Source organism: Kocuria palustris, from assembly GCF_016907795.1.
In the GTDB taxonomy this organism is placed as follows: Bacteria; Actinomycetota; Actinomycetes; order Actinomycetales; family Micrococcaceae; genus Kocuria; species Kocuria palustris.
The window spans coordinates 1,465,802-1,482,187 of the sequence record NZ_JAFBCR010000001.1 but is presented as its reverse complement, the minus strand read 5'-3'; the positions used below and the strand labels follow the sequence as shown (position 1 = coordinate 1,482,187).

Here is a 16,386-nt window from a genome sequence, read left to right as displayed (position 1 = left end):
TGCGTCTCCTAGGATGGCCGAATCGGCCCAGCAGCGAAGATCCCCACGTGCGAACCCTGACTCGAGGCCGATGACCGTGGGAGTGCCACGGTCATCACCGCAGTACGTGCCTGAAAGCGAATCGCCTCATGGTCACCCCCCTCACCGACAACACCCCGGTCGGCCCCGCTGAGCTGGCCGATCTTCCCGCTCTGGTCGATCCTGCCGTCGAGCAGGCCACCACCTGGATCCGCAGGGCCCAGCAGCTCTCCGAAGAGGGAGTCGCGGACTCGGACGCCGCCGACCGCCTCTCCGCCATCCTGCAGGACCCCCGCGGCCTGGACTTCACCGTCGGCTTCGTCGATCGCGTCATCCGCACCGAGGACAGCGTCGCCGCCGCACGGGCGCTGCAGCGCATCGCGAGCCTCGCCCCCAAGTCCCTGTCCGCGCTGGATCGCTCGCAGATCGTCTCCGGCAGCTACATGAGCCACCTGGCTCCGGCCGTCGTCATCCCGATCGCCCGCGGCCGCCTTCGCCAGATGGTCGGTCACCTGGTGGTCGACTCCCGACCGGGCCCGTTCGGTAAGGCCGTCGAGCACATCACGCAGCGCGGCGACTCGCTGAACATCAACCCGCTCGGCGAGGAGGTCCTGGGCCTCGCCGAGGCCGATAAGCACCTGGACGAGGTCGACCGCATCCTGGCCCGCGACGACGTCGACTACGCGTCGATCAAGGTCTCCTCCGTGGTCCCGCAGCTCTCGCACTGGGGCTTCGACGAGACCGTCGAGCGCGTGGTCGAGCGCCTGCTGCCGCTGTACCGCAAGGCCGCCGATGCCCCGGCCGGGACCAAGTTCATCAACCTGGACATGGAGGTCTACTCGGACCTGCACCTGACCACCCAGGTCTTCACGACGCTGCTCTCGCGCCCCGAGCTGAAGAGCCTGGAGGCGGGCATCGTCGTGCAGGCCTACCTGCCCGATGCCCTGGGCGCGGTGCAGCACCTGTCCGAGTGGGGCGAGCGGCGCGTGGCCGAGGGCGGCGCGCAGATCAAGGTCCGCCTGGTCAAGGGCGCCAACCTGCCCATGGAGCGCGTGGACGCCGAGATGCACGACTGGCCGCTGGCCGTCATGCCGACCAAGCAGGCCACGGACGCCAACTACAAGCGGGTCCTGGCCTGGGCCATGGACCCCGAGCACCTGCGCGGGATGCGCATGGGCGTGGCGGGGCACAACATCTTCGACATCGCCTTCGCCAAGCTGCTCGCCGAGCAGCGCGGGGTCTCCGAGCGCATCGAGTTCGAGATGCTGCAGGGCATGGCCGCCGAGCAGTCGATCGCCGTGTCCGAGGACGTCGGGGGAGTGCTCTACTACGTCCCCGCCGTGGCCCCGGAGGAGTTCGACGTCGCCGTGGCCTACCTGGTGCGCCGCCTCGAGGAGAACGCCGAGTCGGAGAACTTCATGTCCGGGATCTTCGAGATCGAGCCCGGCAACCAGATCTTCCGCCGCGAGGAGGGCCGCTTCCGCGCCGCCGTCGAGCAGCTGCTCGAGGAGGGCATGGTCCTGGACGGCGAGCGCGCCCCGGGCCCGCACCGCGTGCAGGACCGCACGCAGGAGGCCGCCGGGCGCCAGAGCGGCTACCAGGGCCATCAGCCGCTCGACGAGCCCTTCCGCAACGAGCCGGACACCGACATCTCGATCCCGGCGAACCAGAAGTGGGCGCTCGAGCTGCGGGATCTGATCACGGACCGGTCCTGGTACCAGGGCCTGGCCACCCCGGACTCGCTCGAGCTCGACGACGTCGCCGAGATCGTGGAGACCGGTCGCAATGCTGCCAAGGGCTGGCGCGAGCGCGGGGCCCGGGAGCGCGCGGAGATTCTCAACCGCGCCGCCGACAAGCTGGCCGAGCGCCGCGGGCACCTCATGGCAGTGGCCGCTGCCGAGACCGGCAAGGCCTTCACCCAGTCGGACGCCGAGGTCTCCGAGGCCATCGACTTCTGCCGCTGGTACGCCCGCCATGCCGAGGAGCTGGAGCAGGTCGACGGCGCCGAGTTCGAGCCCGATGTCCTGGACCTGGTCACCCCGCCGTGGAACTTCCCGCTGGCCATCCCCACCGGCTCGACCGTCGCGCCCCTGGCCGCCGGTGCGGCCGTCATCCACAAGCCGTCACCGCAGACCGTGCGCTGCTCCGCGGCGCTGATGGAGGCGCTGTGGGAGGCGGGCGTCCCGCGCGACGTCCTGCAGCTCGTGGACGCCGTCGAGGGCGACACCGGCAAGGCGCTGGTGAGCCACCCGGGCGTGGACCGCATCGTGCTGACGGGCGCCTACGAAACCGCCGAGCTGTTCGGCGGCTGGCGCAGCGGCCGTCCGGTGATCGGCGAGACGTCGGGCAAGAACGCCCTGATCATCACTCCGGCAGCGGACCGCGATCAGGCCGTGTGGGATCTGGTCACCAGCGCGTTCGGCCACGCCGGGCAGAAGTGCTCGGCGGCCTCGCTGGGCATCATGGTCGGCTCGGTGGCCACTTCGCAGCGCTACGAGAAGCAGCTGCTGGACGCGGCGTCGTCCATGGTCGTGGACTGGCCGGAGAACCTGCAGGCCATCGTGGGCCCCACGGTCGAGCAGCCGGGCGACAAGCTCAAGCGCGCCCTCACCCAGCTGGACGAGGGCGAGAAGTGGCTGCTCGAGCCCAAGCAGCTCGACGACTCGGGCCGCCTGTGGCGCCCGGGCATCAAGACGGGTGTGAAGCCCGGCTCCTTCTTCCACGAGACCGAGGTCTTCGGCCCCGTGCTCGGACTGATGCACGCCAAGGACCTGGACCAGGCGATCGAGTGGCAGAACGCCGTGGAGTACGGCCTGACCGCCGGCATCCACTCCCTGGACGTGCAGGAGGTCGGCTCCTGGCTGGAGCGCGTGGAGGCCGGCAACCTCTACGTCAACCGCGGCATCACCGGCGCGATCGTGCAGCGCCAGCCCTTCGGCGGTTGGAAGAAGTCGTCGGTGGGCCTGGGTGCCAAGGCCGGCGGCCCGAACTACCTCACGCAGATGGGCCACTGGACCAAGGCGGGGTTCCGCGCCGGCGACTCCGTGGAGCTGCAGCCCGGGCTGCTGCCCGCGGTGCGCGACGTCCTGGGTGACGCCGACGTGATCGAGGCGCTGCCCGCGGAGGATCTGGCCTGGCTGCGAGCCTGCGCCGCTGCCGACCAGCGGGCCTGGGAGTCCGAGTTCGGCGTGGCCAAGGACCCCACGGGCCTGGTCAGCGAGGCCAACATCTTCCGCTACCGCGCCCGCGACATCGTGGTGCGCGCTGCGGAGGATGCCCCGGTCACCGACGTGATCCGCGTGGGTCTGGCCGCCGCTCGCTCCGGCTCGGAGGTCACGCTCTCGGCCGCGCCTGCCGTCATGGAGGCCCTGCCGCGGGCGGCCCGCGCCCTGTTCACCCAGGTGCTGCCCGCCGTCGACGACGAGCGGTTCCGCGTCCAGGCCAAGGCCCGGCGCCTGCTCGGCGCCCGCACTGCCTACCGCGCGATGTCCGAGCCGGAGGAGCAGCGCTCCGCGGTGCAGAAGCTGCGCGATCGCCTGCCCTTCGGCGGCCGGGCCTCGGAGGACTCCGATCCCGAGGTGCTCGAGCTCGGCGTGGGCGCGCGCATCAAGGTCGTCGGCACCGATGCGGACCTGGTGGTCGATCTGGGGGCCACCCCGGACGTGGCGGTCATGATGCACCCGATCGTCGGCGCCTCCCGCGTGGAGATCCAGGAGATGCTCCACGAGCAGGCCGTGTCCATCACGCTGCACCGATTCGGCAACCGGTTCGCCGACATGCACCGGCTGCGGGACGAGCTGATGGGCTGAGGAGCGCGATCGGCGGATGCCTGCTCGAGGCATGGATAATCGAATGCCGACGATGAGATGACGGGCCGATCGGGGCGCCGCTGCCCAGCGGCGCCCCGATCGGTCATTGCAGAGGGGAGCAGCTATGTCATTGCGCGAGACCATCGCCCACCTTCCGCCCGAGCAGCGGGAGCGGATCGCCGGATTCGCCCGGCATGTGCCTGCAGGGATCAGGTTCGGGCCCGTGTTCCGACAGACCCAGCGGGAGATCCGGAAGGCGTGGACGGTCCCGTCATGGGGGCGTGAAGAGCGAGATCGACGGCTGCAGTCGCTGCTGGATGCCGCGGCTGGAACGGACTACTACGGCTCAGCTGCGGGGTACGAGGCGCTGGTCGAGACGACGATGCCGCCGGTGGAGCGGCTGAGCCGCCTGCCCATCCTCACGCGGGAGGCGGTGACGGAGCACAGCAGCAGGATGCTCACGGTGCCCGAGGCCCAGCTCGAGCGGGTCGCGACTTCCGGGACCTCCGGGGAGCCCATCGTGTTCTGGCTCGACCGCAGCCGGGGCGCCAGCGAATGGGCCTACGTCCTGAGCGCCTGGGAGCGGAGGACCGGCTATCAGGCCGACGACTGGCGTCTGCGGCTGCGCGGAGCCGAGCTTCCCGGTGGTGCGGACTGGTTCGTCCAGGGCTCCACGGGGGAGGTCGTGCTGCGCGTCCAGGCGCTGCGTCCCGAGCTCATCAGGGAGCACTGGCAGCTGGCCTCTCAGCGAGGGATCCAGTACCTGCACGGCTTGCCATCGGCCATCGCGTACCTGGCGCGCCTGGTGGAGACCGAGCTGCCGGACGATGACTGGCGGCACAGGATCCGGGGGATCCTCGCCGTCTCGGAGGAGCTCACAGAGGCCCAGCTGGAGATCCTGCACCGGGTCTTCCCGCAGGCGCGCGTGGCCAACTTCTACGGGCTGAGCGAGCGCACGGCCTTCGCCGTCATGGACGACGACGGCGATTTCCACCCCGAGCCCCTCTACGGGGTCGTCGAGCTGGTCGATGAGCAGGGCCGAGCCGTCGAGGTCGGCGCTCGCGGCAGGATCATCACCACCGGTCTGCGGCTCACCGGACAGCCCTTCCTGCGCTACGACACGGGTGACTCGGCGCTGCGTACGGGAACGGATCCCTGGGGTCAGCCGATCTTCCGTGAGATCCGATCACGACGCAGGCGGGAGGGGCTGATCTGCAGTGACGGCAGCTTCCTGCCCGCCGCGATCTTCGGAATGCACACCATGGAGGTGCTCGCAGCTCGGAAGTTCGGGTTCCGACAGCATGAACCGGGCAAGGCCACGTTCCTCGTGGAGCCGGTCACCGGAGCCACCGATGCGCAGATCCAGGAGCTCTACAGAGCGATGGCGGCGGTCATCGGGGATCGCATCCACCTCGAGCTGGAGGTGGTGGACCGTCTGGAGGTCCCGGCCAACGGCAAGGAGCGTCTGGTGGATCAGCAGATTCCGGGGGCGGCGACCACCTGGTCATGATCCTGCAATCGCATGGAGAATTTGCGGACGAACACGTAACCTCGCATCAGAGGTGCGCGCCTCTGGGCAGCTGATCCGATGACCCCCGGCGCGACCACATCCGAAGGGGAGAGCGTGAGATCGTTTCGTGAGAAGGTCGCCCACCTTCCGGCGGACCAGCGGGAGAGAGTGGGCCCCCTCGTCCGAGCCATTCCGCCGTCGCTGCGCTATGGACCGGTGTTCCAGCGGACGCTGAGGGAGCTGCGCAAGGCTCGCACGGTGCCGTCCTGGGCGTCCCAGGAGCGCGGACGACGGCTCGAGCAGCTGCTCGATCAAGCAGCCGAGACCGATTATTACGGTTCCGAGCCCGGATACGAGGCACTGCGCGAGCGCGGCGTCGGCGCCTTCGAACGACTTTCCCGCTTGCCGATCCTGACCCGCGAGCAGCTGTCCAAGCACTCCCTGCGCATGCTCACGGTCCCGGAGAGCGGCGTCCAGATGACCGCCACCTCCGGCACCTCGGGCGATCCCATCCTGTTCCACCTGGACCGGCAGCGCGGGGCCGCTGAGTGGGCCTACGTCTTCGATGCCTGGCACCGGGCCACGGGCTATGAGCTCGACGACTGGCGGCTGTTCCTGCGAGGGGCGGCCGATCTGCCCGGTGGGGCGGATCACTACCTGCAGCGCGCGACCGGCGAGCTGGTGCTGCGGGTCCAGGCGCTGGCCCCCGAACGCATCCAGGAGCAGTGGGGCTGGGTGCGCGATCGCGGGATCCGCTACCTGCACGGCTATCCGTCGGCCCTGAGCTACATGGCCAAGCTGGTCGAGGAGCAGCTGCCCGACGACGAATGGCGTCATCAGATCCGCGGCGTCCTGGCCGTCTCGGAGGAGTTCACGCCCGGCCAGCAGCAGACCTTCGAGCGGGTGTTCCCGAATGCGGGGATCTCCAACTTCTACGGTCTGAGCGAGCGGACCTGCTTCGCCTCGATGGATCCGGACGGAACCTTCCATGCCGAACCCCTGTACGGCATCACGGAGCTGCTCGGAGAGGACGGCCTGCCCGTGGAGGTGGGGCAGCGCGGCCGGCTCATGACCACCAGCCTGATGATCAAGGGCCAGCCGTTCCTGCGCTATGACACGGGAGATTCCGCCGAGCGCGTGGGCACGGATGCCTGGGGTCAGCCCACGTTCCGAGCGATCTCCTCACGGCGCGGCCGAGAGGGCCTGGTACGCGCAGACGGCTCGCTGTTCCCCACCACGTCACTGAACGTGCACGGGCATCAGTTCCTGTGCATCCGCCGCTTCCGCTTCCGGCAGGACGTGCCCGGCCGCGTCACGCTGCGGGTCGAGCCCACGGCTGATGCCGCCCCGGAGGAGCTCGAGGAGTTCTACCAGGCGATGTGCCGACGCACGGCCGGTCAGGTGGAGCTGGGCTTCGAGCTGGTGGAGCACCTGGAGATCCCGCCGAACGGCAAGGATCGGATCGTCGACCAGAACATCGCCGGAGTCAGCGGGACCTGGGCCTGAGCCCGACGGCAGGCCCGACCTGCCGTCGGTCAGCGCAGCTCGGTGCGCGGGCGTGTGGTCGCGACTGCGGCGATGATGCCGAGCAGGAGGCCGACGGCAGCACCCATGACTCCGATCATGGTCATGCTCAGGCCCGACGGATCCACGGGAGTCGTGGGGCTGCCCGCCGGTTCGATGCTGACCTGCGCGTCCTCGGCGCTGGTCGCCACCACTGAGGTGAGGGCGTCGCGCCAGGCCTCCGCCAGGGCGCTCGCCTCCTCCGGCGACTCGCCCACGGCCGTGATCTCCACGCCCGTGGTGGCCGGTGTGGCCGTCACAGTGATGCCGTCGAGCAGCTCCGAGGCCGACTTGTCGGTGTCGAGATCGCTCTTGGCCTCCTCGGCGACCACCAGGGACTCTCCCAGGGCCTCGTAGGTCGTGGTGCGGGAGATCGCCAGCTCCTCGGCGGCCAGCCGCTCGGCGGCGGTGTCATCGTCCGCCCCGGCGTGGACCATCATGGTCGTGACCGACTCGTACTGCGGAGGCTCCGAGGCCGCGAGCCCGAGCGCGATGCCGAGACCCAGGATCAGGCCCACGAGCGGGGCCCACCAGCGCCGCCGCAGCGCCGTCCCGAGATGCTCGGCGGACACGTCTCTGACCATGGGATCGCCGCCCTGATTGCGGGACCGGGTCTCGGTGCGCCTGCTGGTATGCATGATTCTGCTGCTCCCCCTGAATTCGAATCGTTCGCTCTCCCCAGAGCGAGGTGGACGGTGCTGCAGTGCTGCGAAGGCTCCCGTCCGGTCTCCCAGAGTAGTGTCACCGATCTGACGCACATGCTGTATACGGCCATGAACCGTGCAGTTGAGTGGACAAACAGCCTTCATGAACGAACATCTGCCCGGAGGCACGTGACGTCGTGCCATCATGTCGTGATGCGTGCCGCCGCTGGGGAGCGGTCGGGCGCAGCGGCAGGTGCTCGGCACCGGATCGGGGGATCCGGAGCGTCGACGCTCTGCATTCGACGGCACGGGGACCGTCCCGGGGAGGAGCACACATGCAGACTGCAGTCTCAGCCCTGTCGTGGGGTGCCCTCGGCGTGGTCCTGCTGGTCGGCGTCGCCTGGGCGGTCAAGCTCTGCCTGGCGCATCCCAAGGCCACCATCGGGGCTGCCGTCGTCTACTCGATGATCTCCCAGACCGTGGGCACGGTGGGCGGCATCTCGATCCTCAACTACGGCGATGAGCTCGCCGTCGTGCTGGCCGTGGGCGTGGCCTGCGCTCGGCGTCTGATCGATCATCATGCGCTGCGCTTCTTCGCCGCGGTGTGGTTCCTGCTCGCCTTCATCCTCTTCGGCCTGATCAGCAGCGTGGTGCATGCCGTGCCCTCGTCCATCACGCTCATGGGGACCCTGCTGTACCTCAAGGGGCCGGCGCTGGGCTTCGCGGTGGCTCAGCTGGACTGGCGTCGTGCAGATCTGCCTCGCATCGCCAGAGCCGGCGCTGCGGTGATCGTGGTGATCCTGTTCACCTGCGCGCTCAACGCCGCGGCTCCGGGCCCGTGGAACGACTTGGTGAGCAGGACGGAGGTGGCCAGCGAGCGCGGAGGCTTCACGAGCCTGACCGGGCCCTTCGACCACCCGGTCGGGCTGGGCACCACCATGGCCCTGGCCTTCCTGGCCATCTACCTCTACCGCCTGCTGGTGCGCCGGACGCCCTTCACGTTCGTCCTGCTGATCGCCACCGGTCTGGCCTGCCTGGCGGCCTTCCGCCGCAAGTCGATCGTGGCGGGGATCGCCGTGGCCCTGGGCGTTCGCGCTGTCCTGCCCCTTCCACGGGCTCTGTTCGTCACGAGTGCGGTGATCCTCCTTCCCGTGGGCCTCGTTGTCCTGCGGGAGCCCCTGACGGCCGTCGTCGACGGGACCCTCACCGAGTACCTGACCGACTGGGATCGGGTCGCTCGCATCCGGATGACGATCGACGGCTTCCTGCTGGCTGTCGGTGCGTTCCCCCTCGGGGTGGGTCTGGGCCGCTTCGGCTCCTTCACGGCCTCCGAGAACTACAGCCCGATCTACACGGATCTGGGCTACGAGCGGATCTGGGGTCTGGGGCAGGGCGACATGGGCGGCTTCCTCTCGGACACCTTCTGGCCGGCCCCGCTGGCCGAGACCGGGATCCTGGGCGCCCTGTGCTATCTGGGAGCGCTGATCATGTTCATCGTCCCCGGCTGGCGGATGATGCGCTCGGCCTCGGATGGGCACAGCAAGTGGATCGGGGCGGTGACTGTGGCCTGGTTCGCCCAGCTGCTGATCGAGTCGGTCGTCGCGCCGGTCTTCCTGTCGCCGCCGATGTACGGGCTGCCGTTCGCAGTGGCAGGACTGTGCCTGGCGCTCGGAGCAGAGCCTCGCAGCGGGCGACGAGCGCTGGGGGTGAGGCCGTCGCAGGCCGCCGAACAGGATGCATCGATAGCCAAGCCCGGACGCGCTCCTTGGGAGCTCGGTGCCCAGCAGCAGGAAGGAGTCTCATGATCAAGGCGACCATCATCGGACCTGTCCCCGGGTCCTCGGGCGGAATCGGCATCATGGCCGGTCATCTGCTCGGCACGAGCTCCGAGCGCACGTCACTGGTCTTCCTGGATTCCGGCGGTGCTCCCGGACCGGCTCTGCAGAGGCTGGCGCATTTCGTGAGGGCGGCCGCTGACTGCCTCGGGCCTTCGTCAGCGCACCTGCGGGTGTTCGCCGTGGCCTCCCGCGGCAGCACATGGCGCAAGCTGACGCTGAGCGCACTGGTGCGCCTTCGCCGCCGTCCATACGCACTGCACCTTCACGGGGGCGGCTATGACGACTACTTCCGATCTCGTGGGCGCCTGGAGCAGGCCCTGGTGAAGAACATGTTCCAGGCGGCTCACCAGGTCATCGTCCTGGGGGAGAGCTGGGCGCAGTTCGTCCAGGAGGAGCTCGGGGTGTCGGATGCTGCCGTGTCCGTGCTGCCGAACGCGGTCCCTGGTCCTCAAGAGGTCCCGCAGCACGTGACCCATCCGATGCGCGTGCTCTTCGCGGGCCGCGTGGGTGCCCGCAAGGGGGCCCCCGAGCTGCTCCAGGCATGGTCCCGGATCAGCGCCGGGCGCGATGCCGTCCTGGTCCTGGCAGGCGATCTCGATGACCCGGATGGCTCCATCCGGGCCGCCGTGGACCGCGCGCAGCGGGTCGAGCTCACGGGCTGGCTGGACGCGGAGGCCCTGCAGGACCAGCTGCGCCGTGCCCAGATCCTGGTGCTGCCCAGCCGGGCGGAGAACCTCCCGCTGTCGCTGCTCGAGGGCATGGCGTGGGGTCTGGCACCCGTCGTCACGCCCGTCGGGGCGGTCCCGGAGGTCGTCGACGACGGCGAGAACGGGATGCTCGTCCCGGTGGGGGAGGTGACGGCGCTCGCTCGGGGCCTGGCCGAGCTGATCGACGACGACGCCCGGCGGCAGCGGATCGCCGCCGCCGCCCGCACCACCTGGGAGCGGGGCTACAGCATGGACGGCTATCGGAAGCGCTTCGACGACATCCTCGAGGCGGCCGTCGGGGGCGATGCCGAGGTGGAAGGGGGTCAGCGATGACGCCGCAGGGACTCGAGCCGCAGCTGCGGACGGAGGTCGAGGAGGCGCTGGAGCGGTCCATGGCCTTCGCCCGTGAGCGCGACTACGCCGGGACGGACCCGTACGACGGGCTGCTCTCGCCGTACGCGCGCGTGCTGCGCGGACGCGTTCCTCGCCAAGTCTGGGTGCAGGGGCACAAGCGCCTGGGCCGTGGCCTGCGCGCCGCCACACGTGTTCCCCCGGTGCGCATGACCAAGGGGATGGCGCTGTTCTCGACGGCTGCATCGCTGTCCGGCGACGAGCAGACGGCCAGGCAGCTCGCGCAGCGGATCCTCCAGGAGCGCGGGACGGGTCCGTGGGGCTACGAGTTCGACGTCCAGACGCGCTGGGCCTTCTACCCGGCAGGCAGCCCCAACGTCATCGCGGTGACCTTCGCACTGCGCGCCCTGTCCGCGGCGGGGATGCTGGACCGGGTCAGCGCTGACGTCCGTGATTGGCTGGAGGGGCAGTTCCACACATCGGGCTACTTCCGGTACACGACCACCTCGGACCGACTGGTGCACAATGGGTCCTTGCTTGCGGCGGAGTCGCTGGCGATGCTGGACGGAGACAGGGAACTGATCCGCACTGCGGTGGACCGGGCGGTCCGCGCGCAGGCGGAGGACGGCTCCTGGCCGTACGGTGAGGGTCCGGGACTCGAGTGGATCGACAGCTTCCACACGATCTACAACCTGGACTCGCTGTGGGCGCTGCAGCAGATGGGCTTCGAATCGGGGGATTCGGCAGCTCGCGGCGCGCAGTTCTGGAAGGACCGCTGTCTCAGCCCTGAAGGTCTTCCGCTCTACATGGCGGATGACCGGCAGGTCTCGACGGATGTGCACAACGTGGCCACCACGGTGGGGTATCTGGCCCGCGCAGCGCAGCGCGGCTGGCCGGTCCCGGACCCGGAGGCCGCGATTCGGCATCTGCTGGGACTGCAGGGCGGCGACGGCGGATTCCGCAGCGGAGGCAGGGGGCTTCCGCACATGCGGTGGAATCAGGGCCACGCGGCTGTCGCGCTGGCCTCATGGGCCTCGTCAGGACGGCGGGCCGATTGGGACTCTGGGGGGAGAACCGATGACGGATCAGATGCGGCGAGAGGTTGCGCCTGAGCGCACGGACGTGATGGGTGTGGGCGTCGATGCGCTCACGATGGATCAGACCATCGACCGGCTGCGGGAGATGATCGCGACGGGGAAGGGGCAGAACCACCTCTCGGTCAATGCCGCCAAGCTCGTGGCGGCCATCGAGGACCCGTCCAAGCTCGAGGAGTTCAACCGGGGGACGCTCGTGAGCGCCGACGGCCAGGCCGTCGTGTGGGCCGCCCGCCTCCTGGGCCGCCCGCTTCCGCAGCGTGTGGCGGGGATCGACGTCATGAACCGCCTGGTCGATCTCTCCGCCCGGGAGGGCCAGCGGATCTTCCTGCTCGGCGCCCGCGAGGACGTCGTCGGGCGAGTGCGCCGGGAGTTCACTGCCCGCGGCGCCAATGTGGTGGGCCACCGCGACGGATACTGGCGCCGGCACATGACGGATGCCGAGATGGCGCAGACGATCCGTCTGCTCAACGTCGACATCCTCTTCGTGGCGCTGCCCTCGCCCATGAAGGAGGATTTCATCTACGGCTTCCGCGAGGCCATGAACGTCGGCCTCAGCGTGGGGGTGGGCGGCTCGTTCGACGTCGTGGCCGGCCGCACCCGGCGGGCTCCCGCGATCATCCAGCGCCTCGGCCTCGAATGGCTCTTCCGCCTGGTGCTGGAGCCGCGGCGGATGTTCAAGCGCTACGCGGTCGGCAACTCGAAGTTCCTCTGGTACCTGGTCAGGGAGCTGCTGCGCCGCGGCTGACGGCGGCCCCCGCGTCCGACGGCGGCCGCGCGGTCCTCAGGCCCTGCGCGCCGGCCGGGCGGTGCCCACCGCCACCAGAATGCCGACGAGCAGCCCCACCGCCCCGCCGACCACCAGGACGGCCGGATCGGACAGGCCCGACGTCGTCGCGGGCACGGTCGGCTCCCCGGCTGGCTCGATGCTCACGCGGTCCCCGGCCCCGTCGGATCCGTCGGCGTCGGCGTCATCGCTGAGCGCATCGCGCCAGGCCCCGGCCAGCTCGGCGGCGCCGTCGGCCGAATTCGCCGTGGCGGTGATCTCCAGGCCGGTGGTCTCGGGCGTGGACACCACGGTGACCTGCTCCAGCAGGTCCTCCGGAGAGGTCTCCAGCCCCAGGTCGCGGCGCACCTCGTCGGCCACCACCACGGAGTTGCCCAGCGACTCGTAGGTGGCCGCGCGAGCCTGCGCCAGGTCCTCGGCGGCCAGGCTCTCGACCGAGGTCGCGTCGTCGGTGGAGGGGCGCACGAGCGCCATGGTCACGGAGGTGTAGGTGGGGGCCTGCGTGACGACGAAGGCCGCGGCCAGCCCGAGCCCCAGGATCAGCCCCAGCAGCGCCTTCCACCATCCGCGGCGCAGCGCCGAGCCCAGCTCCGCGCCGCTGATGTCGCGCACTGCCGGAGCCACGGTCTGCTCTCCTGCCGAGCTCTGGTGCATGGCCTGCCCTTCGTCGGTCCCCCGCGCGCCCTGGGCGCGCCATGTCATCCCAGCGGCGCCTTGGGCGCGACGGTCCCCCCGGAAGCCGCCGGCCATGCCGCTGCTCGGGGCTCAGCCCCGGCGCGCTCATGATAGGCAGGTGCGGCGGCGGCGCGTCGAGAGCGCGGCGCATGAACTGCTGCGCGACGTCAGATGTGGGGACAACCGGACGCCCCTTGTCAGAGGAGCTTCCGAACGTGCGAGCATGGGCCCGGAGACCGCGCGCCGCCCGTCGGATGCGCGCGGGCGGAAGACGCTCGGGGGAGCGTCGCAGGGGGAGGGGGAGAGGTGACGGGTCCTGCCGAGGCGCTGGTGCTCGCGGCGGTCTGCGCCCTCGGTGGCGCTGCCGTGCTGTGGCTGCTGCGGGCGGCCTTCCGCGCGCCCAAGGCGTTCGCCGGCGTCGTCGCCGTGTCGACCGTGATCTCCCAGACGGCGCAGACGGTCACCGGCAGCAGCGCTGTGGGGTACATGGACGAGCTGTGCGTGCTGCTGGCCGTCGTGCTGTTCACCCTGCGCAGGCTGCGCGATCACGGATCGGTCCGCTGCTTCGCCGCGCTGTGGCTCTTCCTGGCCTTCGGCCTGCTCGGGGTCCTGAGCGGTCTCGTGCACTCGGTGCCGCTGGGCATCACCGTCACCGGAGCCTTCCTGTTCCTCAAGGGCCCCATGCTCGCCTTCGCCCTGGCGCAGCTGGACTGGCGCCGCGAGGACATCCCCGGGCTGATCCGCGGCGGCGCCGTCGCCGTCGTCGTGATCCTGCTGTTCACCGCGGCCAACGCGGCCGCACCCGCGGCGTGGAACGACTTCATCAGCGCGGGCACGGTCGAGCTCAGCGAGCGCGGCGGGATCGCCAGCCTCTCCGGGCCGTTCAACCACCCGGTGGGACTGGGGACCACGATGTCCCTGGCGTTCATCGCGATCCTGGCCTACCGCTCCACGATCCGCCGCTCCCGGATCAGCCTGGCGCTGCTCATCGGCTCCGGGCTCGCCTGCCTGCTGGCCTTCCGCCGCAAGTCGATCGCCTCGGCCCTCGTGGTCTCCCTGGGGATCCGAGCGTCGCTGCCGGGCAAGAAGGCCATGTACCTCACGAGCCTGGCGATCCTCACGCCGGTGGCCCTGATCCTGGGCTGGGACACGCTCACGCGCGTCGTGGATGCCACGCTGACCGAGTACCTCTCCGACGTCAGCCAGACCGCTCGCATCCGCCTGACCCTGGACAGCATCCCGCTGGCGCTGGGGGCCTTCCCGCTCGGCGTGGGCTTCGGGCGGTTCGCCTCGTTCACGGCCGCGGAGAACTACAGCCCCTACTACCAGGAGCTCGGCTACACGCGCATCTGGGGGATGACGGGCCACGACGAGGTCGACTTCCTCTCGGACACCTTCTGGCCCGCGCCCCTGGCGGAGACCGGCGTCCTGGGGCTGCTGTGCTACATCGGCGGTCTGGTCATGCTCGGGCTGCCCGCCTGGCGGATGATGCGCCGCAGCCAGGATCCGCACCTGCGCTGGATCGGCTCCGTGGGCGTCGGGTGGCTCGCGGCCATGGCCATCGAATCGGTCGCAGCACCGGTGTTCGTGGCCCCGCCGATGTACGGGCTGCCCTTCCTGCTCTCCGGCGTGGTGCTCGCCCTGACCGCGGAGCCGACGACCGCCGCGGCATCCGTCGGTGCGCCCGAGCCCGTGACCGCGACCGGCCCCGCATCCGCATCCGCGTCCGGACCCGGCTCCGCCTCCGAGCCCGTCTCTGCGTCGGGAGCGGCCATCGCTCCCTGGGCGAGCGCCGCAGTGACGGTCCCCTGGGCACAGGGCGGGCCCGAGCCCGTCGGCCCGCAGCCGGGGCGGCCGGATGGCTCGGACCCGCCCGAGAACGACCCGGGTCGACGTGCCTGAGCCGCACAAGTGGGGGTGCCCGACCCGGGTGCTGCGCCGGAGGCGGGACGTAGACTGTAGCGCCGCGAGACAGGCCCGCCGGCAGGCGCCTGCGCGCCGCGGGGACGGTGCGGGGACCGGGAGGTCCGGCGCCGCGGCACGGGGATCGCACGGCATGAGCGGAGGACGGGTGGGACATGGCTGCTGAGAGACGGCGCGCTGCCGCCCTGCAGTCCGTGCTGGTCATGTCCATCCGCATCGGCGGAGCCGCCCTGCAGATGCTGCTGGTGGCCGTCGTGGCCCTGCGCTTCCCCGTCGAGATGGTGGGGCTCAACGGCATCATGTGGGCCGTGGCCCTGGTGGCGCGCGCCGCCGGCACCTTCGGGCTCGACACGTCCGGCATGCGCTCGCAGTCGCCGCTGTGGGCCGAGGGTCGTCACGACGAGGCCCGCGCCATCGCCCGCCGCGACGCCCGGGCCCTGCTGCGCATCTGGGCGGTGCTCACCGTCCTCGCCCTGGCGGCGTCCCTGATCGTCCAGCTCACCGCGGGGACCGGCGGGCTCGTGCTCGTCCTCTACGGCGTAGCCGTCTCCTCGGCCCTGGGGCGCCTGTTCATGGTCCAGCGGGTGGCGCGGCAGGCGCCGCTTGCGGGGCAGTTCCTGGAGTCCGTGGCCCTGCCGGGGCTCGCGCTGCTGATCGCGATCGCCTCCGCGCTGCTCGCCCCGCAGCTGCTGATCCCGGGGCAGGTGGCCGCCTTCGTGATCATCAGCATCGCCTTCTGGCGGCTGTCGCCCTCGGCAGGGCCGCCGCCGCCGAGCGTGACGGTCCCGCCGGTGCCGTGGGGTCAGTCGCTGATCCTGGCGGCGGGGTCCGCGCTGACCGCGCTGAGCGTGCGCGGGCTGATGTTCCTGCTGGGCGCGCGCTCCCTGGCGGCCACCGGCACCTACGAGGTGGCCCAGCGCATCCAGTCCGCAGGGGCCATGGGCACCACCGCCGTGGCCACCGTCTTCATGCCGCGGATCGCGATGTCCGTGACCCGGCGCGGCAGACTGGTCGCTCTCGTGCTGGAGGCGGCCGCGGTCTCGGCAGTGCTTCCCACGCTGCTGCTCGGCTTCCTGCTGGTGCTGGGCGAGCAGCGGATCGTCGATCTGCTCGGCCCGGAGTACCAGGGCACGTGGGGCGCTTCCGTCATCCTGGTGGTGGCCACGCTGATCAACGCCCTGACCTCGGCCACGAGCAACGTGCTCATGTTCGGCGGGCGCGAGCGGCTCTTCATGGTCATCAGCGGGGCTCAGCTGGTCCTGGTGGTGGGCGGGGCCTGGCTGGTGGGGACCGACACTGCGGTGGGCATGGCCTGGTGGATGCTGATCGGCGAGCTGCTTCGCTCGTGCTCCATGGTCACCGGGTTCCTGGTGCATCTGCGGGGACTCCGGCCCAGGCATCGAGCCGACTGACCCTCGCAGCTACGTGATGTATCAACTATGATTCGGGGTCGTCCCGCGATCACAG

General features: G+C 70.6%; 11 protein-coding genes. 9 read left to right on the top strand and 2 right to left on the bottom strand.

What is annotated here, in order from left to right; all coding sequences use genetic code 11:
- The first annotated feature begins 128 nt into the window (after positions 1-128).
- The 3 genes from JOE55_RS06505 to JOE55_RS06495 all read left to right on the top strand — a co-directional run bounded on the left by JOE55_RS06505 (position 129) and on the right by JOE55_RS06495 (position 6,843).
- Positions 129-3,827: a proline dehydrogenase family protein gene (locus JOE55_RS06505; protein WP_204782375.1), complete on the top strand. Its 3,699-nt coding sequence runs from the start codon at positions 129-131 to the stop codon at positions 3,825-3,827.
- A 223-nt stretch (positions 3,828-4,050) separates the two neighbouring features.
- Complete coding sequence (locus JOE55_RS06500) at positions 4,051-5,337, top strand: AMP-binding protein (RefSeq protein WP_338125446.1); 1,287 nt, start codon at positions 4,051-4,053, stop codon at positions 5,335-5,337.
- 114 nt (positions 5,338-5,451) lie between these two features.
- Positions 5,452-6,843 carry a phenylacetate--CoA ligase family protein gene (locus JOE55_RS06495; RefSeq protein ID WP_338125445.1) on the top strand — a complete coding sequence of 464 codons (1,392 nt, stop codon included), beginning with the start codon at positions 5,452-5,454 and terminating at the stop codon, positions 6,841-6,843.
- Positions 6,844-6,872: 29 nt separating this feature from the next.
- On the opposite strand, the gene JOE55_RS06490 is transcribed toward JOE55_RS06495, so the two are convergent.
- On the bottom strand, positions 6,873-7,472 hold the full coding sequence (locus JOE55_RS06490) for a YveK family protein (RefSeq protein WP_338125444.1): 600 nt from the start codon (positions 7,470-7,472) through the stop codon (positions 6,873-6,875).
- A 407-nt stretch (positions 7,473-7,879) separates the two neighbouring features.
- On the opposite strand from JOE55_RS06490, the gene JOE55_RS06485 reads away from it, so the two are divergent.
- The 4 genes from JOE55_RS06485 to JOE55_RS06470 are packed head-to-tail and all read left to right on the top strand — an operon-like array spanning position 7,880 to position 12,282.
- The gene (locus JOE55_RS06485; protein WP_204782372.1) at positions 7,880-9,349 is read left to right on the top strand and encodes a hypothetical protein; all 1,470 of its coding nucleotides are present in this window, start codon (positions 7,880-7,882) and stop codon (positions 9,347-9,349) included.
- Entirely contained in the window at positions 9,346-10,422 is a 1,077-nt protein-coding gene (locus JOE55_RS06480) for a glycosyltransferase family 4 protein (RefSeq protein WP_204782371.1), read from the top strand. Before JOE55_RS06485 ends, JOE55_RS06480 begins: the two co-directional genes overlap by 4 nt.
- The gene (locus JOE55_RS06475; RefSeq protein ID WP_204782370.1) at positions 10,419-11,552 is read left to right on the top strand and encodes a prenyltransferase/squalene oxidase repeat-containing protein; all 1,134 of its coding nucleotides are present in this window, start codon (positions 10,419-10,421) and stop codon (positions 11,550-11,552) included. The genes JOE55_RS06480 and JOE55_RS06475 overlap by 4 nt, the downstream gene beginning before the upstream one ends.
- Before the next feature lie 40 nt (positions 11,553-11,592).
- Positions 11,593-12,282 carry a WecB/TagA/CpsF family glycosyltransferase gene (locus tag JOE55_RS06470; protein ID WP_204782369.1) on the top strand — a complete coding sequence of 230 codons (690 nt, stop codon included), beginning with the start codon at positions 11,593-11,595 and terminating at the stop codon, positions 12,280-12,282.
- 36 nt (positions 12,283-12,318) lie between these two features.
- Here JOE55_RS06470 and JOE55_RS06465 read toward each other — a convergent pair whose 3' ends face one another.
- Positions 12,319-12,975 carry a YveK family protein gene (locus JOE55_RS06465; protein WP_239546468.1) on the bottom strand — a complete coding sequence of 219 codons (657 nt, stop codon included), beginning with the start codon at positions 12,973-12,975 and terminating at the stop codon, positions 12,319-12,321.
- Between the two features lie 327 nt (positions 12,976-13,302).
- On the opposite strand from JOE55_RS06465, the gene JOE55_RS06460 reads away from it, so the two are divergent.
- Positions 13,303-14,898 carry a hypothetical protein gene (locus JOE55_RS06460; RefSeq protein WP_204782368.1) on the top strand — a complete coding sequence of 532 codons (1,596 nt, stop codon included), beginning with the start codon at positions 13,303-13,305 and terminating at the stop codon, positions 14,896-14,898.
- A 176-nt stretch (positions 14,899-15,074) separates the two neighbouring features.
- Positions 15,075-16,331 (top strand): lipopolysaccharide biosynthesis protein, encoded by a 1,257-nt coding sequence (locus JOE55_RS06455; RefSeq protein ID WP_204782367.1) that lies wholly within the window; start codon positions 15,075-15,077, stop codon positions 16,329-16,331.
- The last annotated feature ends 55 nt before the right edge of the window (positions 16,332-16,386 follow it).